Annotated in this window: 16 protein-coding genes; 10 read left to right on the plus strand and 6 right to left on the minus strand. The window is 41.6% G+C overall.

Features of this window, described 5'->3' with window-relative positions:
* Position 1 precedes the first annotated feature (1 nt).
* Both BUC07_RS00340 and BUC07_RS00345 read right to left on the minus strand, forming a co-directional pair.
* Entirely contained in the window at positions 2-1,177 is a 1,176-nt protein-coding gene (locus BUC07_RS00340; protein ID WP_139279426.1) for a carcinine hydrolase/isopenicillin-N N-acyltransferase family protein, read from the minus strand.
* Positions 1,178-1,213: 36 nt separating this feature from the next.
* The gene (locus BUC07_RS00345) at positions 1,214-1,585 is read right to left on the minus strand and encodes a MotA/TolQ/ExbB proton channel family protein (protein WP_073163867.1); all 372 of its coding nucleotides are present in this window, start codon (positions 1,583-1,585) and stop codon (positions 1,214-1,216) included.
* A 223-nt stretch (positions 1,586-1,808) separates the two neighbouring features.
* Between BUC07_RS00345 and BUC07_RS00350 the strand changes: the two genes are divergently transcribed.
* From BUC07_RS00350 to BUC07_RS00360, 3 genes are read left to right on the plus strand one after another with little or no spacing between them, the layout of a single operon-like run.
* A complete protein-coding gene (locus BUC07_RS00350; RefSeq protein WP_175552433.1) occupies positions 1,809-2,882 on the plus strand; it encodes a sensor histidine kinase in 1,074 nt (357 codons plus the stop codon).
* Between the two features lie 5 nt (positions 2,883-2,887).
* Positions 2,888-3,607 carry a LytR/AlgR family response regulator transcription factor gene (locus BUC07_RS00355; protein ID WP_073163870.1) on the plus strand — a complete coding sequence of 240 codons (720 nt, stop codon included), beginning with the start codon at positions 2,888-2,890 and terminating at the stop codon, positions 3,605-3,607.
* Positions 3,608-3,639: 32 nt separating this feature from the next.
* Positions 3,640-4,503: a cation diffusion facilitator family transporter gene (locus tag BUC07_RS00360; protein ID WP_073163873.1), complete on the plus strand. Its 864-nt coding sequence runs from the start codon at positions 3,640-3,642 to the stop codon at positions 4,501-4,503.
* 84 nt (positions 4,504-4,587) lie between these two features.
* On the opposite strand, the gene BUC07_RS00365 is transcribed toward BUC07_RS00360, so the two are convergent.
* A complete protein-coding gene (locus BUC07_RS00365; protein ID WP_073163876.1) occupies positions 4,588-5,289 on the minus strand; it encodes a 3-keto-disaccharide hydrolase in 702 nt (233 codons plus the stop codon).
* A gap of 58 nt (positions 5,290-5,347) precedes the next feature.
* Positions 5,348-6,682: a Gfo/Idh/MocA family protein gene (locus BUC07_RS00370; protein WP_073164347.1), complete on the minus strand. Its 1,335-nt coding sequence runs from the start codon at positions 6,680-6,682 to the stop codon at positions 5,348-5,350.
* A 351-nt stretch (positions 6,683-7,033) separates the two neighbouring features.
* Here BUC07_RS00370 and rplM point away from each other — a divergent pair, with 351 nt between their 5' ends.
* The 6 genes from rplM (at position 7,034) to BUC07_RS00400 (ending at position 11,697) form a co-directional block, all read left to right on the plus strand.
* Positions 7,034-7,489, plus strand: coding sequence for a 50S ribosomal protein L13 (rplM, locus tag BUC07_RS00375; RefSeq protein WP_073163879.1), 456 nt, complete (start codon positions 7,034-7,036; stop codon positions 7,487-7,489).
* Positions 7,490-7,494: 5 nt separating this feature from the next.
* Positions 7,495-7,881 carry a 30S ribosomal protein S9 gene (gene rpsI, locus BUC07_RS00380; RefSeq protein WP_073163882.1) on the plus strand — a complete coding sequence of 129 codons (387 nt, stop codon included), beginning with the start codon at positions 7,495-7,497 and terminating at the stop codon, positions 7,879-7,881.
* A gap of 100 nt (positions 7,882-7,981) precedes the next feature.
* Positions 7,982-8,770 (plus strand): 30S ribosomal protein S2, encoded by a 789-nt coding sequence (rpsB, locus tag BUC07_RS00385; RefSeq protein WP_073163885.1) that lies wholly within the window; start codon positions 7,982-7,984, stop codon positions 8,768-8,770.
* 48 nt (positions 8,771-8,818) lie between these two features.
* Positions 8,819-9,646 carry a translation elongation factor Ts gene (gene tsf, locus BUC07_RS00390; RefSeq protein WP_073163888.1) on the plus strand — a complete coding sequence of 276 codons (828 nt, stop codon included), beginning with the start codon at positions 8,819-8,821 and terminating at the stop codon, positions 9,644-9,646.
* Between the two features lie 122 nt (positions 9,647-9,768).
* Complete coding sequence (locus tag BUC07_RS00395) at positions 9,769-10,509, plus strand: hypothetical protein (protein ID WP_073163890.1); 741 nt, start codon at positions 9,769-9,771, stop codon at positions 10,507-10,509.
* A gap of 57 nt (positions 10,510-10,566) precedes the next feature.
* Positions 10,567-11,697 (plus strand): endo-1,4-beta-xylanase, encoded by a 1,131-nt coding sequence (locus BUC07_RS00400; RefSeq protein ID WP_073163893.1) that lies wholly within the window; start codon positions 10,567-10,569, stop codon positions 11,695-11,697.
* Positions 11,698-11,729: 32 nt separating this feature from the next.
* Here the strand turns inward: BUC07_RS00400 and BUC07_RS20815 are convergent, their stop codons facing one another.
* Together BUC07_RS20815 and BUC07_RS00405 are read right to left on the minus strand one after the other, a co-directional pair.
* Entirely contained in the window at positions 11,730-11,882 is a 153-nt protein-coding gene (locus BUC07_RS20815; protein WP_175552434.1) for a hypothetical protein, read from the minus strand.
* Positions 11,872-12,342 carry a PIN domain-containing protein gene (locus tag BUC07_RS00405; RefSeq protein ID WP_073163895.1) on the minus strand — a complete coding sequence of 157 codons (471 nt, stop codon included), beginning with the start codon at positions 12,340-12,342 and terminating at the stop codon, positions 11,872-11,874. Before BUC07_RS00405 ends, BUC07_RS20815 begins: the two co-directional genes overlap by 11 nt.
* A 104-nt stretch (positions 12,343-12,446) precedes the next feature.
* On the opposite strand from BUC07_RS00405, the gene BUC07_RS00410 reads away from it, so the two are divergent.
* Complete coding sequence (locus tag BUC07_RS00410; RefSeq protein WP_073163898.1) at positions 12,447-14,843, plus strand: glycoside hydrolase family 127 protein; 2,397 nt, start codon at positions 12,447-12,449, stop codon at positions 14,841-14,843.
* Positions 14,844-14,915: the final 72 nt, after the last annotated feature.

The following is a 14,915-nucleotide window of genomic DNA, read 5'->3' on the forward strand; positions in this document are numbered from 1 at the left end:
CTCATTCATTCTTCTTCCAATCGTATACATTCACAAAAATCGTTGTATCTGATTTTACTTCAATTACTCCTTCACCCGTTTTCTGATTCCGGTCATCAACCGGAGTGTATTGTTCTTTTTGGGTTGTAACAGCAAATCCAAATAACTTTCCTTCTTTAATCATAACTGATTTTTGAAATGTATTCTCAGATTGTTCTTCCATTTCAACTCCCGAATCATCCCAATCTCCGAGTTCTTTTGCACTTCCTTTTATAATAATCTTATTGTTTTCAAATGGCTTATTGGCATTCACTTTAAATGATATTTCATGAACAGGCAAATCTTCGAAATTGTCGATGCAATCGTTCATGTATCTGAATAGTAATTCTGAATTGGTTTCAGGGAAAAATGAGCGAATCATGTATTCTTTTTCACCCTTTTCAAATTCCTTTGCCAAATCAAATTCTTTTCTGAACATGTAATTATGAAAGTTATACAGATACATTTTACGGTTTTTCAAATCGCAAAGATTAGAATAAACCGTTGGGAAATTCCCTTCGGCATGCGTAACCGACAATATTTTTTCGAAAAGAGAAATAGAGGGACCGTTTTCCGAGAGCATTTTTTTGGCTTTCGCATACCGATTGCATTCCTTTTCAGGATCAGGTGTTTCGGTAAGATTGAAATTCGTTGCAATCAGAAAATCGTTTTCCCCTTTTCTGATGTAATTCATTTGGTTGTTGCCCCACTCAAAAATGACAGCGTCGCCATTTGCATCTGCAACAAGAATGTGACTAAACTTCAGGTAGGGTTGTGAATATTTCTTTACGAGTTCAATGACCTCTGTAACAGTCTTGCATTTTTTCAACACAGTTTCGAAAATGTAGCGCCCATCAAATTCGGGTAAATCCCAGCCTGTCATTACTACTGGCGGAGTGCCGGCACCGTCAAAAAATAAGCCATGCTCATTCATTCCTCCCTGGTAATTGTGGTCTCCTTTAAAACCCCAAAAAATGCAACCATATTTTTCATCGGAAGGAGGTAGAATATGAATGACCGTGTTGGTAGTACACATATCCTCGTTATTTGCAGTTAAAACTACATTATTCGAGGAGGCAGTAAATATGGTACAGGCAGTTGAGACCCGGACCAGTTCCACAGAAAAGACCAGTAAGAATAATACATCTCTTTTTTTCATAACAATTTTTTTACTTTGGTTTCCGGGAATCAGAATCTATTCTATTTTGGCTTTTATAATTTCTTTGAGCACGAAGTAGAAAATCATCGAAAAGATAAAAACGATGAATCCCCAAATGGGTGCAAAAAAGCTTACTTTAGCGCCTCCCATAACAATTTCAGGTGAAACATCGGCTGCTTCAATAATTGCATTTAGTGCCTGCACAATTCCAACAATTTGCGAAAGTAGTCCCAAAGCAAGTGCAACCGATCCTCCAAGTAATATCAAATCGAGGAGTTTAAAGTTGTGTGCCTTTTTCGAAAAAATATCTACTGATTTCCAAATGGTAATCACTAAAGTTAAAATGGCCATTAATGAAATGAGGTTCATATAAGGACCACCGGCGCGGTAAAATTCCATTACGTTCATGATAATTTGTTTTAAAATTTATGTCTGCAAGCTACAACCAAATTTATTTCAGCGCATTATTTAATCGTTCAACTGTAAATTTTCGTTTTCGAACAGCATATTTGAATAAAAATATACGTTCTGTATCATTTTTATGGAGTTCGGCGATGAATTCCTGCAATTAAACAACGGAATTTTTCTTTTATCCAAATCATTCTTAATTTTCCAATTTAAATTTCAACCATTGACTTTCATTACCAACATAGTAATGTATCACTCGCGCCTGGTGCGTGTTTTATCACACCTTTTTTTCTGGCTGATAGTGGTTGTGTTTTATTACCTTCTTTTTAGCCGGAATAGTGAATCGCGCGAAGTTTCGCTGATTCTTTCTGCTGGCTTGATGCCAGTGGCTGTGGGAGTTACCTATTTTTTTAATTATGTGTTGGTGCCCAAATACTTGTGGAGAAAACGATACGCACGTTTTTTCCTGTTCAGTTTTTACACATTGCTTGTTTCCACCTGGCTCTCGTTTTTAATTGTGTTTTTTGCATTAATTTATGCTATAACACAAAAAGCGTATATCGACCCTTCGGTTATTCACCCTGAATGGCAGGTGATTACACTGCACTTTGTTGTGTTTTTTGCCATTGCCGTAAAACAGTTGAAACGTTCTTTTTTCATGCAGCAGGAAAAAAATCAACTCGAAAAAAATCAACTTACTACCGAATTGAAATTAAAAGAAGCTGAATTAAAATTATTGAAAGCGCAGGTGCATCCACATTTTTTATTCAATACCCTCAACAATCTCTATGGATTAACAATTGAAAAATCGGACGACGCGCCCAAACTGGTGCTGCAACTTTCAGAAATACTGGATTACATTTTATACCGTTGTGATGAGAAGTTGGTGTCACTTGGTGAAGAGCTGGCCAACCTGAAAAACTACATTGAAATTGAAAAAATCAGGTATTCCGGGAAGCTGAAACTGAACACAAATTTCCCGCAAGAAACCGGTAACCTGAAAATTGCGCCACTAATTCTCCTGCCATTCGTTGAAAATGCGTTTAAACATGGAGTGAGTCATTTCCCGGGTTTTGCTTTTGTCAATATTAAAACTAACATTGTTGAAACCACCCTCATTTTCAAAATTGAGAATTCGAAAAATCCGGCAATAAATAAAGACGCTGAGCACAGCAAAGGTGTCGGGTTAAAAAATGTTCGAAAGCGCCTCGATTTGATTTACCCTGAAAAATATATGCTGAAAATTGACAAAACAGAGGAAACATTTTCCGTAAATTTAACGCTGCAACTGGAATAGTAAACATGTACAACTGCCTGATTATAGACGATGAGCCCATTGCCATCCGGGTGATAAAAAAACACCTGGCGGCTTTTCCTGATTTTAAAATTGTGGCCGAATGCAACAACGCCATTGAGGCCATGCCGGTTTTATCGAATGAAAAAATCGACCTGTTGTTTTGCGATATTCAAATGCCGCAAATTACCGGCATCGATTTTATCCGTTCGCTCTCCCACCCTCCCAGAATAATCCTTACCACAGCTTACCGCGAATATGCCATTGAAGGATTTGAACTGAACGTGGTGGATTACCTGCTTAAACCCATTTCGTTTGAACGGTTTACCCAAGCCATTAACAAATTCATGGAAATGGAATCGCATCAGCCGAATCAGGTTAAATTCCAACAAGAAAATTCAAATTCCACTTCTGACTATTTATTTCTGAAAGCCGATAAAAAACATTATAAAGTAAACCTCGATGATATTTTGTACTTCGAAAGTCTGGGCGATTATGTGATGGCCTTCACCCAGGATAAAAAGATTGTAACGAAAGAAAGACTCAGCCACCTGGCAGAATCTTTACCTGCCGGCAGTTTTTTGCAAATTCACCGCAGCTATATCGTTTCCATTTCAAAAATTGAATCGGTGGGACCCGGATTTGTGGAAATCAACAAAAAGAAACTTCCGGTTGGAAGAAGCTATAAACCTGAACTTTCAAAGTTGTTACAAAACAATAATTCATAGAATTATTACATTTGCATCTTTAGCAAAGAATTATGCCAGACAGTAAAAAATATATCAACCGTGAAGGATGGCTCTCCATTTTCGGAAATCTTTTTCTTTTCGGGTTGAAATACTGGGCCGGAATTGTAACCGGATCGCTGGCGCTGATTGCCGATGCCTGGCACACTTTAAGCGACTCTGTTTCATCAGTAATTGTTTTAGTTGGGGGAAAAATTTCGCGCAAACCTGCCGACGACGACCATCCGTTTGGACATGGCCGGGCCGAACACGTTGCCGCAGTAATAATTGGAGTTTTACTGGCCATTGTGGCGTTCGATTTTGCAGTGAGTGCCGTTGATAAATTCAGTAAAGGCGAACAAACTGTATTTGGGATTTTTGCATGGGTGGCAACCATCGTTTCAATTTTGGCAAAAGAAGGTATGGCCCAGTATGCATTCTGGGCAGCTAAAAAAACGAACTCATCCATTTTAAAAGCTGACGGCTGGCACCACCGTTCCGACGCATTTTCGTCAGTAGTTATCCTTGTGGGGATCGCGGTGGGTAATTATTTTTGGTGGACCGATGCCGTGCTAAGTTTTATAGTGGCAATGATGATAGGTTATGTCAGCTATAAAATTTTGTCGAAAGAAATTACTTCACTGCTTGGGGAAAGGCCTTCGGATGAGATGTTACTTTCCATTCGCGAAACCACCCAAAAAGCTTTTGAGGAACCACTTCATCTGCATCACATCCACCTTCACAATTATGGAAACCACACCGAGCTAAGCTGCCATATAAAACTTCCGCCCGACATGCCTCTTGACGAAGCCCATGAAATCTGCACGAAAGTGGAAAATGTTATTTTTGACAAATTCGGTTTTGTTTCCACTGTTCACCCCGAGCCGATTGAATGGTAATTCACCTGCTGACTTTGGTTCAGATGAATAGTCAGGGTTATTGAGCAGGTGGACTTAAAGCCACCAGCTCAAATTCTGAATAGATTACGGCAGCTCCACAATCTTTATATTTCTGAAATGTATTTCAGCCCCTTCAGCTTCCAGGCAGATGTAACCTTTCTTTTGGGATGCTTTGCTGATACCGTTCACAAACTTACCATTTACCGATAGTTTGACCGTACCATCCACGCATACCACGTCGTAGGTATTCCACTCGCCTTTCCCTTTGCAGCGGTTTTCGATTGATTTGCTGCGCACACCGCGCGGATTATCGGGCACAATTTCCACGCCGCCAACACCGAACAATTCGCCGTGCACATAGGCAATGGGTGGCTTTTCCCCGTTTCGGGCATTTTGGTTCACCCAGTCGAGTTCCAGCATTTGTACTTCCACCCCGTCGGGTAACCGGTTTTCACCAGGTTCAGCTTTACTCCACACAAAAGTACCCGAATTTCCGCCGGCTTCCATGTGCCGCCATTCGATGTGCATCATAAAATTTTCGTACTCTTTTTCGCTCCGGATAACGCCAATTGGCAATCCGCTGCAAACCAAAATATCATCTTCCACCCGCCAGGTTTCCGGTTCGGTATTCACCTGAAACCATTTGATGGAATTTACTTCCTCATTCTCAACGCCAACAACACTTTGCCACTGGATTTCTTTGCCAAAAGTTGCCACCAAATCCTGTGCGCTTAGTTTAAACGAAAACAGGACTAATACTGAAAATATAATTACAAATTGTTTCATCTTTTTTGACTTTTCCCGAAGGGACACCTTCGGCAATAATTTTAACTACAGTTTATCCTCATGCATTTGAAACTCCTGCAAGCGGAATTTCTTCTTTTACTTCAGAAACCGGCCCAAAAGCATAGGTTTTCGGCCCCAGGTATAAATCTGAATTCATTATTTCCTCCCAGGAAACATCCTTGCCTGTGTAGGCAGAAATCCGGCCCATAATTGTAATCAACGTAGAATTTACCTGCGCTTCGGCATCACTTAATCGATTTCCGGTGCGGATAGCTGTTACCAAATTAATGTGCTCCTGTACATAAGGATTGGTCACTTTCCATTCCGAATCAGTGTCACCTTCTTCCGGGTAGGGATATTCCCAAACCACGTTTCCTTTTAAATCATAAATTTTCCCGGCGGCATCAGCATATCCTTTTGTGCCGTTAATCTGTTGCACTTTTTTGTTGGTGCAGCCGTTTATCTGTCGGGCGGCACAGTGTGTACGCAACCCGTTTTCATATTCGTATTCAACACTAAAAAAGTCGTATTGGTCTCCGGTAATCCTGCGCTGGCGGCCACCCCAGCCCACTGCACGGAGCGGATTTTGCCCAATGTACCAGTTCATTACATCCACCTCATGAATAAATTGCTCGGTGATATGATCGCCCGATAACCAGCAGAAATTCACCCAATTTCGAAGCATATATTCCATTTCGGTCCATTCGGGCTGGCGTGTACGGTACCAAAGCGCTCCGCCGTTACGGATTATATTGGCACCGGTTATTTCACCAATTTCACCGTTGACCACGCGGCGTTGCGTTTCCATGTAATCTTTCTGAACCCGGCGTATTGTTCCGCTAACCATACTCAAACCGGCAGCTTCCGCCTTTTTGGCAGAAGCCATTACGGAGCGGGCGCCCACAGGATCAACCGCAATGGGTTTCTCCATAAAAATGTGTTTGCGCGCATTTACGGCAGCTTCCACGTGTTCGGCCCTGAAATGTGGCGGCGTGCAAAGCAATACTACATCAACACCCGAGTCAATCACTTTTTCATAACTATCGAACCCGATAAAGCAATTTTCGTCGGCAATTTCCACGTTGCGTTCTGCTTTTAATTTTGACCGGCAGTTGTCAATTTTATCCTGAAAAACGTCGCCAAGTGCAGTGATTTGAAGATTTGGACCTGCATCCAAGAAATTAAGGGCAGCGCCGGTTCCACGGCCACCGCAACCAATTAATCCGGCTCTAATCACCTCTCCATCCGGTGCCTGCTCGAGCAGTTCAGGTAATTGAACTTCCTCTTTTTTTGTTGATGGTCCTGAACAGGAAGTTAAAATTCCGGCAGCACCTAATGTGCCCCACGCAGTTTTTGTGATAAAATTCCTGCGGTTCAATTCTGGTTTTGTCATCTTGTTGAAATTAAAATTAAATAAGGTATTTGAATTCATTCCCCATATTTAAACTGGATAAAATTTTTTTTATGGCGAATTTCAAAATAAATTGTTTCAAATATACCCTCCAAAATTCGAAAAAATACAACAATTCACAAAAGTCTAAACAATTAATTAACAGGAAGAAAAAAAAGGTATTATATTTTGGATTTACAAAAAAAGAAAATACTTTTGCAGTCCCGATTATTGTCCGTACTTGTAGGCAGTGTAAAATATTGATTTTCTTGAAGTAACAGCTTGTCAATGATGCATGGCAAATCTGGGAAACCATAGAAAATCCTGAATGTTGAATAAATAAATTTAGTACAAGTGGATACATTAAGTTATAAGACTGTTTCGGCAAACAAGGCAACCGTCAACAAAGAGTGGGTGGTTATTGATGCTGAAAATGTAGTTTTGGGCCGTTTGGCCAGCGAGGTAGCAAAAATCCTCCGGGGCAAAAACAAGCCCGAATTTACACCGCACGTTGATTGTGGTGATAATGTAATTGTGATAAATGCTGAAAAAGTTCAGCTCACCGGTAAAAAACTGACTGATAAAGTTTATCTCCGTCACACAGGTTACCCTGGCGGCCAGCGTAAACAGTCTCCAAAAGATATTTTAGCAAAGTATCCGGAAAGGCTTGTTGAAAAAGCGGTAAAAGGAATGTTACCCAAAAATAAGCTGGGAAGTCAGTTGTTTCGCAACCTGCATGTAGTTGTAGGACCGGAACATAAATACCAGGCTCAGAAACCAAAAGTTGTTGATTTAAGTACGAATAATTAATAAAAATGGAAGTAGTTAACACAATAGGGCGTAGAAAATCGGCAGTTGCACGCATATATTTAAATGACGGTAAAGGGAACATCACCATTAACAAGCGCGAGCTAAGCGAATATTTCCCTACCACTACCCTTCAATATATTGTGAAGCAGCCGCTAAACATTGCTGAAGCAGCAGAAAAATACGACATTAAAGTTAATTTAGACGGCGGTGGCATTAAAGGACAGGCCGAAGCATTGCGCCTGGCTATATCACGTGCGCTGATAAAAATTGACCCCGAATTAAGAAAAGATTTGAAATCGGCTGGATTGCTTACCAGAGACCCGCGCGAAATTGAACGCAAAAAACCAGGTCAACCGGGAGCAAGGAAAAAATTCCAGTTCTCAAAACGTTAATATTTTTATTGTCAAATTATATGGATCTAAAATGGTTGAGATTCCCGAGGACTCGGGACTACTCAACTGTTGCTTTTAGAGTCATAAAAAAAGTAAACAGATGCCAAAAGTATCATTTCAGGAATTATTAGATGCAGGTGCCCATTTTGGCCACCTGAAAAGGAAGTGGAACCCGAACATGGAACCTTACATTTTCATGGAAAAAAACGGGATTCACATTATCGATCTTCAAAAAACAGTAGTAAAAATTGATGAAGCTGCAGCAGCGCTTAAACAAATAGCCAAATCAGGCCGTAAAATTTTGTTTGTAGCCACCAAAAAACAGGCAAAAGAGCTGGTAGCCGAACAGGTAAAAAGCGTGGGCATGCCCTACGTTACCGAACGCTGGCCCGGTGGTATGCTCACCAATTTCCCTACTATCCGCAAAGCGGTAAAAAGAATGATTTCCATCGATAAGATGATGAAAGATTCAAGTTGGGACAACCTCTCAAAAAGAGAAAAACTGCAAATTACAAGGCAGCGTGCCAAGCTCGAAAAAATGCTGGGTAGTATTGCCGACCTGACCCGCCTGCCCGCAGCACTCTTCATTGTTGACGTAATGAAGGAGAAAATTGCCGTCCGCGAAGCACAACGCCTGGGTATTCCGGTATTTGCTATTGTTGACACCAATTCTAATCCGGATGATATCGACTTTGTTATTCCGGCAAACGACGATGCTTCACAATCCATTAAACTGATTGTGGGTGCAATGACTGATGCAGTTAAAGAAGGCCTCGAAGAAAGAAAAGCCGAAAAAGGCAAAGACGAAGATGAACCTACACTCAAAAAGAAAAAAAAGGTGAGGAAAGAAAAGCCGAAAAAGGCCAGAGCAGAAGAAGAAAAGAATTAATTAGTTTGTAAGATTACTCAATAATAAATCGATTTAAAATTTAGCTTTATGTCTTTCACAACAAGCGACGTTGTCAAGTTACGCAAATTAACAGGTGCAGGGATGATGGATTGCAAAAACGCCCTGAAAGATGCCGATGGTAATTTTGACAGAGCACTCGAAATCATTCGCGAAAAAGGAAAATTAATTGCCAGCAAACGTGCTGACAGGGAAGCCTCTGAAGGTGTTGCTCTTGCAAAAGCAACAGAAGATAAAAAACTGGGGGCGATGGTAGTCCTGAATTGCGAAACCGACTTCGTAGCCAAAAATGAAAATTTTGTGGCATTTGCCGAAAGTATCCTGGACGTGGCACTTGCACAAAAACCTGAAAACCTGGAAGCGCTCAAACAACTTGAACTGGATGGCAGAACCATTGAAAAACAAGTGACTGAGCAAACTGGGGTAATTGGTGAAAAACTCGAGCTTTCTTTCTACGCAAAAATAGAAGCTGAAACTGTTGTGGCTTATATCCACCCGGGGAATAAACTGGCTACTTTGGTAGGGTTCAATAAAGATGGTGTTGAAACACAAGTTGCTAAAGATGTGGCTATGCAGGCAGCTGCCATGTCGCCAATTGCAATCGACAAAGACACTATTCCGCAGGAAGCTATCGATAAAGAGCTTGAAATTGCCAAAGAAAAATACCGCCAGGAAGGAAAACCCGAAGCAATGCTCGACAAAATTGCACAAGGGTCTCTTAACAAATGGTTTAAAGAAGTTACTCTAATTAACCAGGCGTTTATTAAAGACGGTAAAATTACCGTTAAAGATTACCTGGTTCAAAACGACAAGGACTTGAAAGTTACTGCTTTCGAACGTTATTCGCTCGACGGTTAATTTCATCCTGAACAATATTTTAAAAGCTATCCGGTTTCGGGTAGCTTTTTTTATGAACTTTTAATAAATGAATTCTTCAAAATTAGTACTTTTTATGTCTATTTTTCGGAAAATTTAATTTGATGCAGCCGGATAAAAAACAGTTGGAAATTTTACTGATGCATTATTTCCGGGAATGTTATCCCGGGTTTCCAAAAGGGAAAATGATGCCGACGGAGTCGCCGGATTTTATTGTGACACTGAAAAGCCGCAATAACCTGGGAATTGAACTTACCCGGCTGAACCCACTAAATGCCCAAACGCCGGATAAGCAGGAACTTTCACAGCAAAAATTAAAAGAAGATATTATTGAAACCGCACGGCAAATTTTTGAAAGTAATTCACCCTTTCGGCTGTTTGTAAAATTTCTGTTCTCCGGAAATGAAACCATCGAAGATGAGCGAAAACTCATTTTGGCAGTTCAGCTGGCAAATATCATCCGGCAATCGGTTGAAAATAAAAAGCCAGCCTCATTTTTCAGGGAAACACTGGATTCCAGTTCACTCCCCCGGGGAATTGAGTCCACACTGATTGTCAATCACCCTGCCCTGAATAATTCTTTTTGGGAACGCTCAAATAACCTCGGCGTATCGAAAAATGTAGTGGCCGACATCAGGGAAGCGATTCAGAAAAAAGATAAAAAACTGATGCTCTACCAGAAACAACGCCTGAATTACTACTGGCTGCTGATTACCACCGACCGGTTACGGGGTGTTAAAAGTTATAACCTGCCCAATAAAATACTGAACCACAACTTTCAATCGCGTTTCCAGCGGGTTTTTCTTTTTGATTTAATCAAATCAAGCATATTTGAATTAGTATAAATTAATAACTTGTAGCAATTTTATAATGGCAGAGTAAAAATTGAAACCGAACTAAAAATGAAAAGAAGACGTTTTATCGGAACTACATCATTAGCCCTGGGTGGCCTGGCAACCTTAAAAGCTGCAGCATGGCACAAAGCAGCAGAAAACACAGGATTGGGCAAACTGTACGAAAACGATTTCACAATTGGAACAGCTGTTAGTGGCTGGACATTTTCACAAAACGACACCGAACTGCTTGACCTTGTTAAACACGAATTCAATTCTATTACCCCCGAAAATGCACTCAAATGGTCGCGGGTACACCCCGCTGAAAACGAGTGGCGGTTCGATATTGGCGACCGGTTTGTGGAATTCGGTTTGGAAAACAACATGCAAATAGTGGGTCATGTTTTGGTGTGGCACAGCCAGGTGCCCCACACAATTTTCCAGGATGAGAGCGGGAACGCCGTAAGTAAAAACATATTACTCAAACGGATGGAAAACCACATCTCAACACTGGTTGACCGATACAAAGGAAAAATAAATGCTTGGGATGTGGTAAATGAATCGGTAACGCCTGAGGATGGCTGGCGTAAAAGTCCCTGGTTCGAAATCGCAGGCCCTGAATTTATGGACAAAGCTTTTCATTTGGCCCATGAAGCCGACCCCGATTGTCATCTGCTCTATAACGATTATGGAATGGTTAATCCCAAACGTCGTGATTTTGTAGTGAAAATGGTAAAAGATTTTCAGAAAAAAGGGGTACCCATTCATGGCATAGGAATGCAGGGACATTTCAGCCTGGACTCACCTGACATTACTGAAATAGAAGCCAGCATTGAAGCCTTTGCTTCAACAGGGTTACGGGTGCATATCACAGAACTCGATGTGGACGTGCTCCCCAGTAGATGGTCGAGCTCGGCCGAAATTTCCAACAGGGCAGATTATTCTGAAGAACTTAATCCGTACACCGAAGGTTTACCACCCAAAATTGACGATAAACTCACAAAGCGGTACGAGGATTTGTTCAAACTATTTCTGAAACACCGCGATAAAATCGACAGGGTTACTTTTTGGGGAACAACCGACGCCCAATCGTGGAAAAATAATTTTCCGGTACGTGGCCGCACAAATTATCCGCTGCTGTTCGACCGCGAAAGAAACCCCAAAAATGCATACCATGCAGTGGCAGGATTGAAAGAATAACCGCGTAAATTTGTTAAAAATATTATAATGGGTCACCTGCTAATGGTTGTTCTCATATACTTTTTCCTGATTCTTTCCAAATCAGCTTTTCGCTTTTTAGGATTCCTTTCGTATTCTTCATGTAACTGACATCTGATATCTCTCATCATTTTTACTGCATCAAAATCCTTTTCATTATTCTTCATTTTCTTCAGGTTTTAAAATTTCTCTTGGTGTTCGTATTTCCAGAAGAGTATATCCATGTTTCAAATTTACACCATTATACTTCTTTATTCTGTCAAGATTTACAATATGTTTGAAATTCCAACTTGCCAAAACATGTACATTTTGTAATGTTGCATTCGCAATATGTAAAGCGTCTTCATAAAATCTTCTGGTAATGGCTCTTTCATTAATATATAATTCAGCCAATGTTTCTGCTTCAATTTCTGTTAACAAGTACTCAATATTACTTTCTGGGACTTCTTCAATTTTGCTTTTAACATTATCAGGAGCAAGCTCAAGTTCTCTTAAAGTTGTGTCAGATATCACAGCAACCTTTTCTCCTTTTATAAATTCATCAAACAATTGATTCGACCAAATTTTGAATTCTTTGTCAAAGCATCCGCCAATAACTGAAGTGTCAACGTATATTCTTTTCCTCATCACATGTCTTTATATAAAGATACAAAATTTATTATGAGATAATCAAACTGATATTACCTAAAAAGAAATAATTAAATTTGTTTTTCAATCTATAAAATTAAATCATGCGCCAACTGTTTCTGTTCATAGCTGTCTTTATTCTTTTTTACGCCTGTTCAAACCAACAAAATAAGGAGTACCCCATTTCTCCTGTCCCATTTACCGAAGTGAATGTGGAGGATAATTTCTGGTCGCAACGCATAAAAACCAACCACGATGTAACCATTCCCATTGCCATTCTAAAAAGCGATGAAACCGGCCGCATAGACAATTTTGCCATTGCCGGCGGCCATATGAAAGGGGAGTTTTGTTCGCCCTACCCTTTTGATGATTCCGACGTTTTTAAAATTATTGAAGGCGCTGCTTACTCGCTGCAAATGTTCCCTGATGAAAAACTGGAAAGCACCATCGACTCGCTGATTGACCTGATTTACGATGCACAGGAAGACGATGGTTACCTGTTTACCAACCGCACAATTATGGGCGAAAACGGCCACGACTGGATTGGAAAAGAACGCTGGGAAAAGGTGGATGATTTGAGCCACGAACTTTACAACCTGGGCCATTTTTATGAGGCAGCAACGGCATACTACCAGGCAACCGGCAAACAAAAAATTTTGGATATTGCCATAAAAAGCGCCGATTTGGTCGATAGGGAGTTTGGGTACGGCAAAATTGAAAACTTCCCCGGCCACCAGGAGATTGAAATCGGGCTGGTGAAACTCTACCGCGTTACCGGCGAAAAAAGGTACCTCGACCTAGCCAAATTTTTTCTCGACATCCGCGGAAAAGGGATCGGTGAAAAAACCACCTACAACCAGTCGCACCTGCCGGTGGTGGAACAAACCGAAGCAGTTGGCCACTCGGTGCGCGGGGCTTACATGTGGACCGGCATGGCCGATGTGGCGGCACTCACCGGCGACCAACAGTACATTGATGCCATCAACAGTATCTGGGAAGATGTGGTGTATAAAAAGCTGTACATCACCGGCGGAATTGGTGCCGAGGGTGGCCACGAAGGTTTTGGCGGAGAGTATGAACTGCCCAACGGACGTGCTTACTGCGAAACCTGCGCGGCAATTGCCAACGTATTCTGGAACCACCGCATGTTTCTGATGACCGGCGATGCCAAATACATCGACGTGTTGGAGCGGTCGCTGTACAACAATGTGTTGTCGGGCGTTTCGCTCAGCGGCGACCATTTCTTTTACCCCAACCCGCTGGAATCGAGGGGCCAGCACGAACGCAGCGAATGGTTCGGATGCGCCTGCTGCCCGTCGAATATTTCGCGATTTATCCCGTCGATGCCCAACTACATTTACGCCCAAAACGGAAGCGACCTGTATGTTAACCTTTTTGTTCCCGGCTCCACAACGTTTGAAACGCAAAACGGGCAACTAAAAATTTCGCAGGAAAGTAACATGCCCTGGAACGGAGAGGTGACAATTGCGGTTGAGCCCGAAAATAACACCAAAGCAAATTTACTGATCCGCATTCCGGGCTGGGCTTCCAAAAATCCTGTCCCGGGCGATTTGTACTCATTTATGAATCAACCATCCTCATCCACCGTTTTTAAGGTGAATGGCGAAATAGTTTCGCCTGAAACAAAAAACGGGTATGCTGAAATTGCAAAAAACTGGGAAGCAGGCGACAAAATTGAAATCGAATTTCCGTATGAAATCAGGAAAATAATAGCCCACCCGAATATTGAAGACGATTGGGAAAAAATGGCACTTCAGCTGGGGCCGCTGGTTTATTGTACCGAATGGGCCGATTATGATGACCCGGATATTTTAAGCCTGGTTTTGCAGGAAAACGCAGAACTTTCGTATGCCTTTCAACCGGAAAAACTGGGTGGAGTAAATATAATTTTGGGTGATGCACTGGGCACAAAAACAGTAAGCAGTGAAGGAGAAACTGAAACTTACCCACGTGAATTCAAAGCCATTCCTTATTATGCCTGGGCGCACCGCGGAAAAGGACAAATGGCCGTCTGGATTCCCACATCCGAAAAATCGGCCCTTCCCAAGCCATTGCCTTCCATCGCCTCCGAAAGTGATGTTGAAGCCTCGTTGGCAACCAATGCGCTGCGCGGGATTAACGACCAGCTTCTGCCAGAACATTCGGCCGACAAAAGCCACACGCTTTACCACTGGTGGCCGGCAACAAACGAAACCCACTGGGTAATTTACAATTTTAAAGCACCGGCAACCATTTCGGAATGCGGGTTGTACTGGCTGAAAGATATCCCAAATGGCGGTTGCGGCCTGCCCGAGTGGTACAAACTCTACTACAAACGCGGACAAAAATGGGTGGAAGTGGATGCCGAAACGCCTTATCCGCTCATGGAAGATGAATTGAACCGGGTTGTTTTTTCGCCGGTTACCACCTCGGCCATGAAGCTGGAAGTACAGTTGCAGGAGGAATATTCTACAGGACTGCATGAATGGACAGTGAACTGAAACAAATAATTCCCATTGATTATCCACCCTGTTTAATTCAGTCAAAAAAAATTTCTTAAACTGGCTTCATTT

The organism is Tangfeifania diversioriginum (assembly GCF_900141875.1).
Classification (GTDB): domain Bacteria; phylum Bacteroidota; class Bacteroidia; order Bacteroidales; family Prolixibacteraceae; genus Tangfeifania; species Tangfeifania diversioriginum.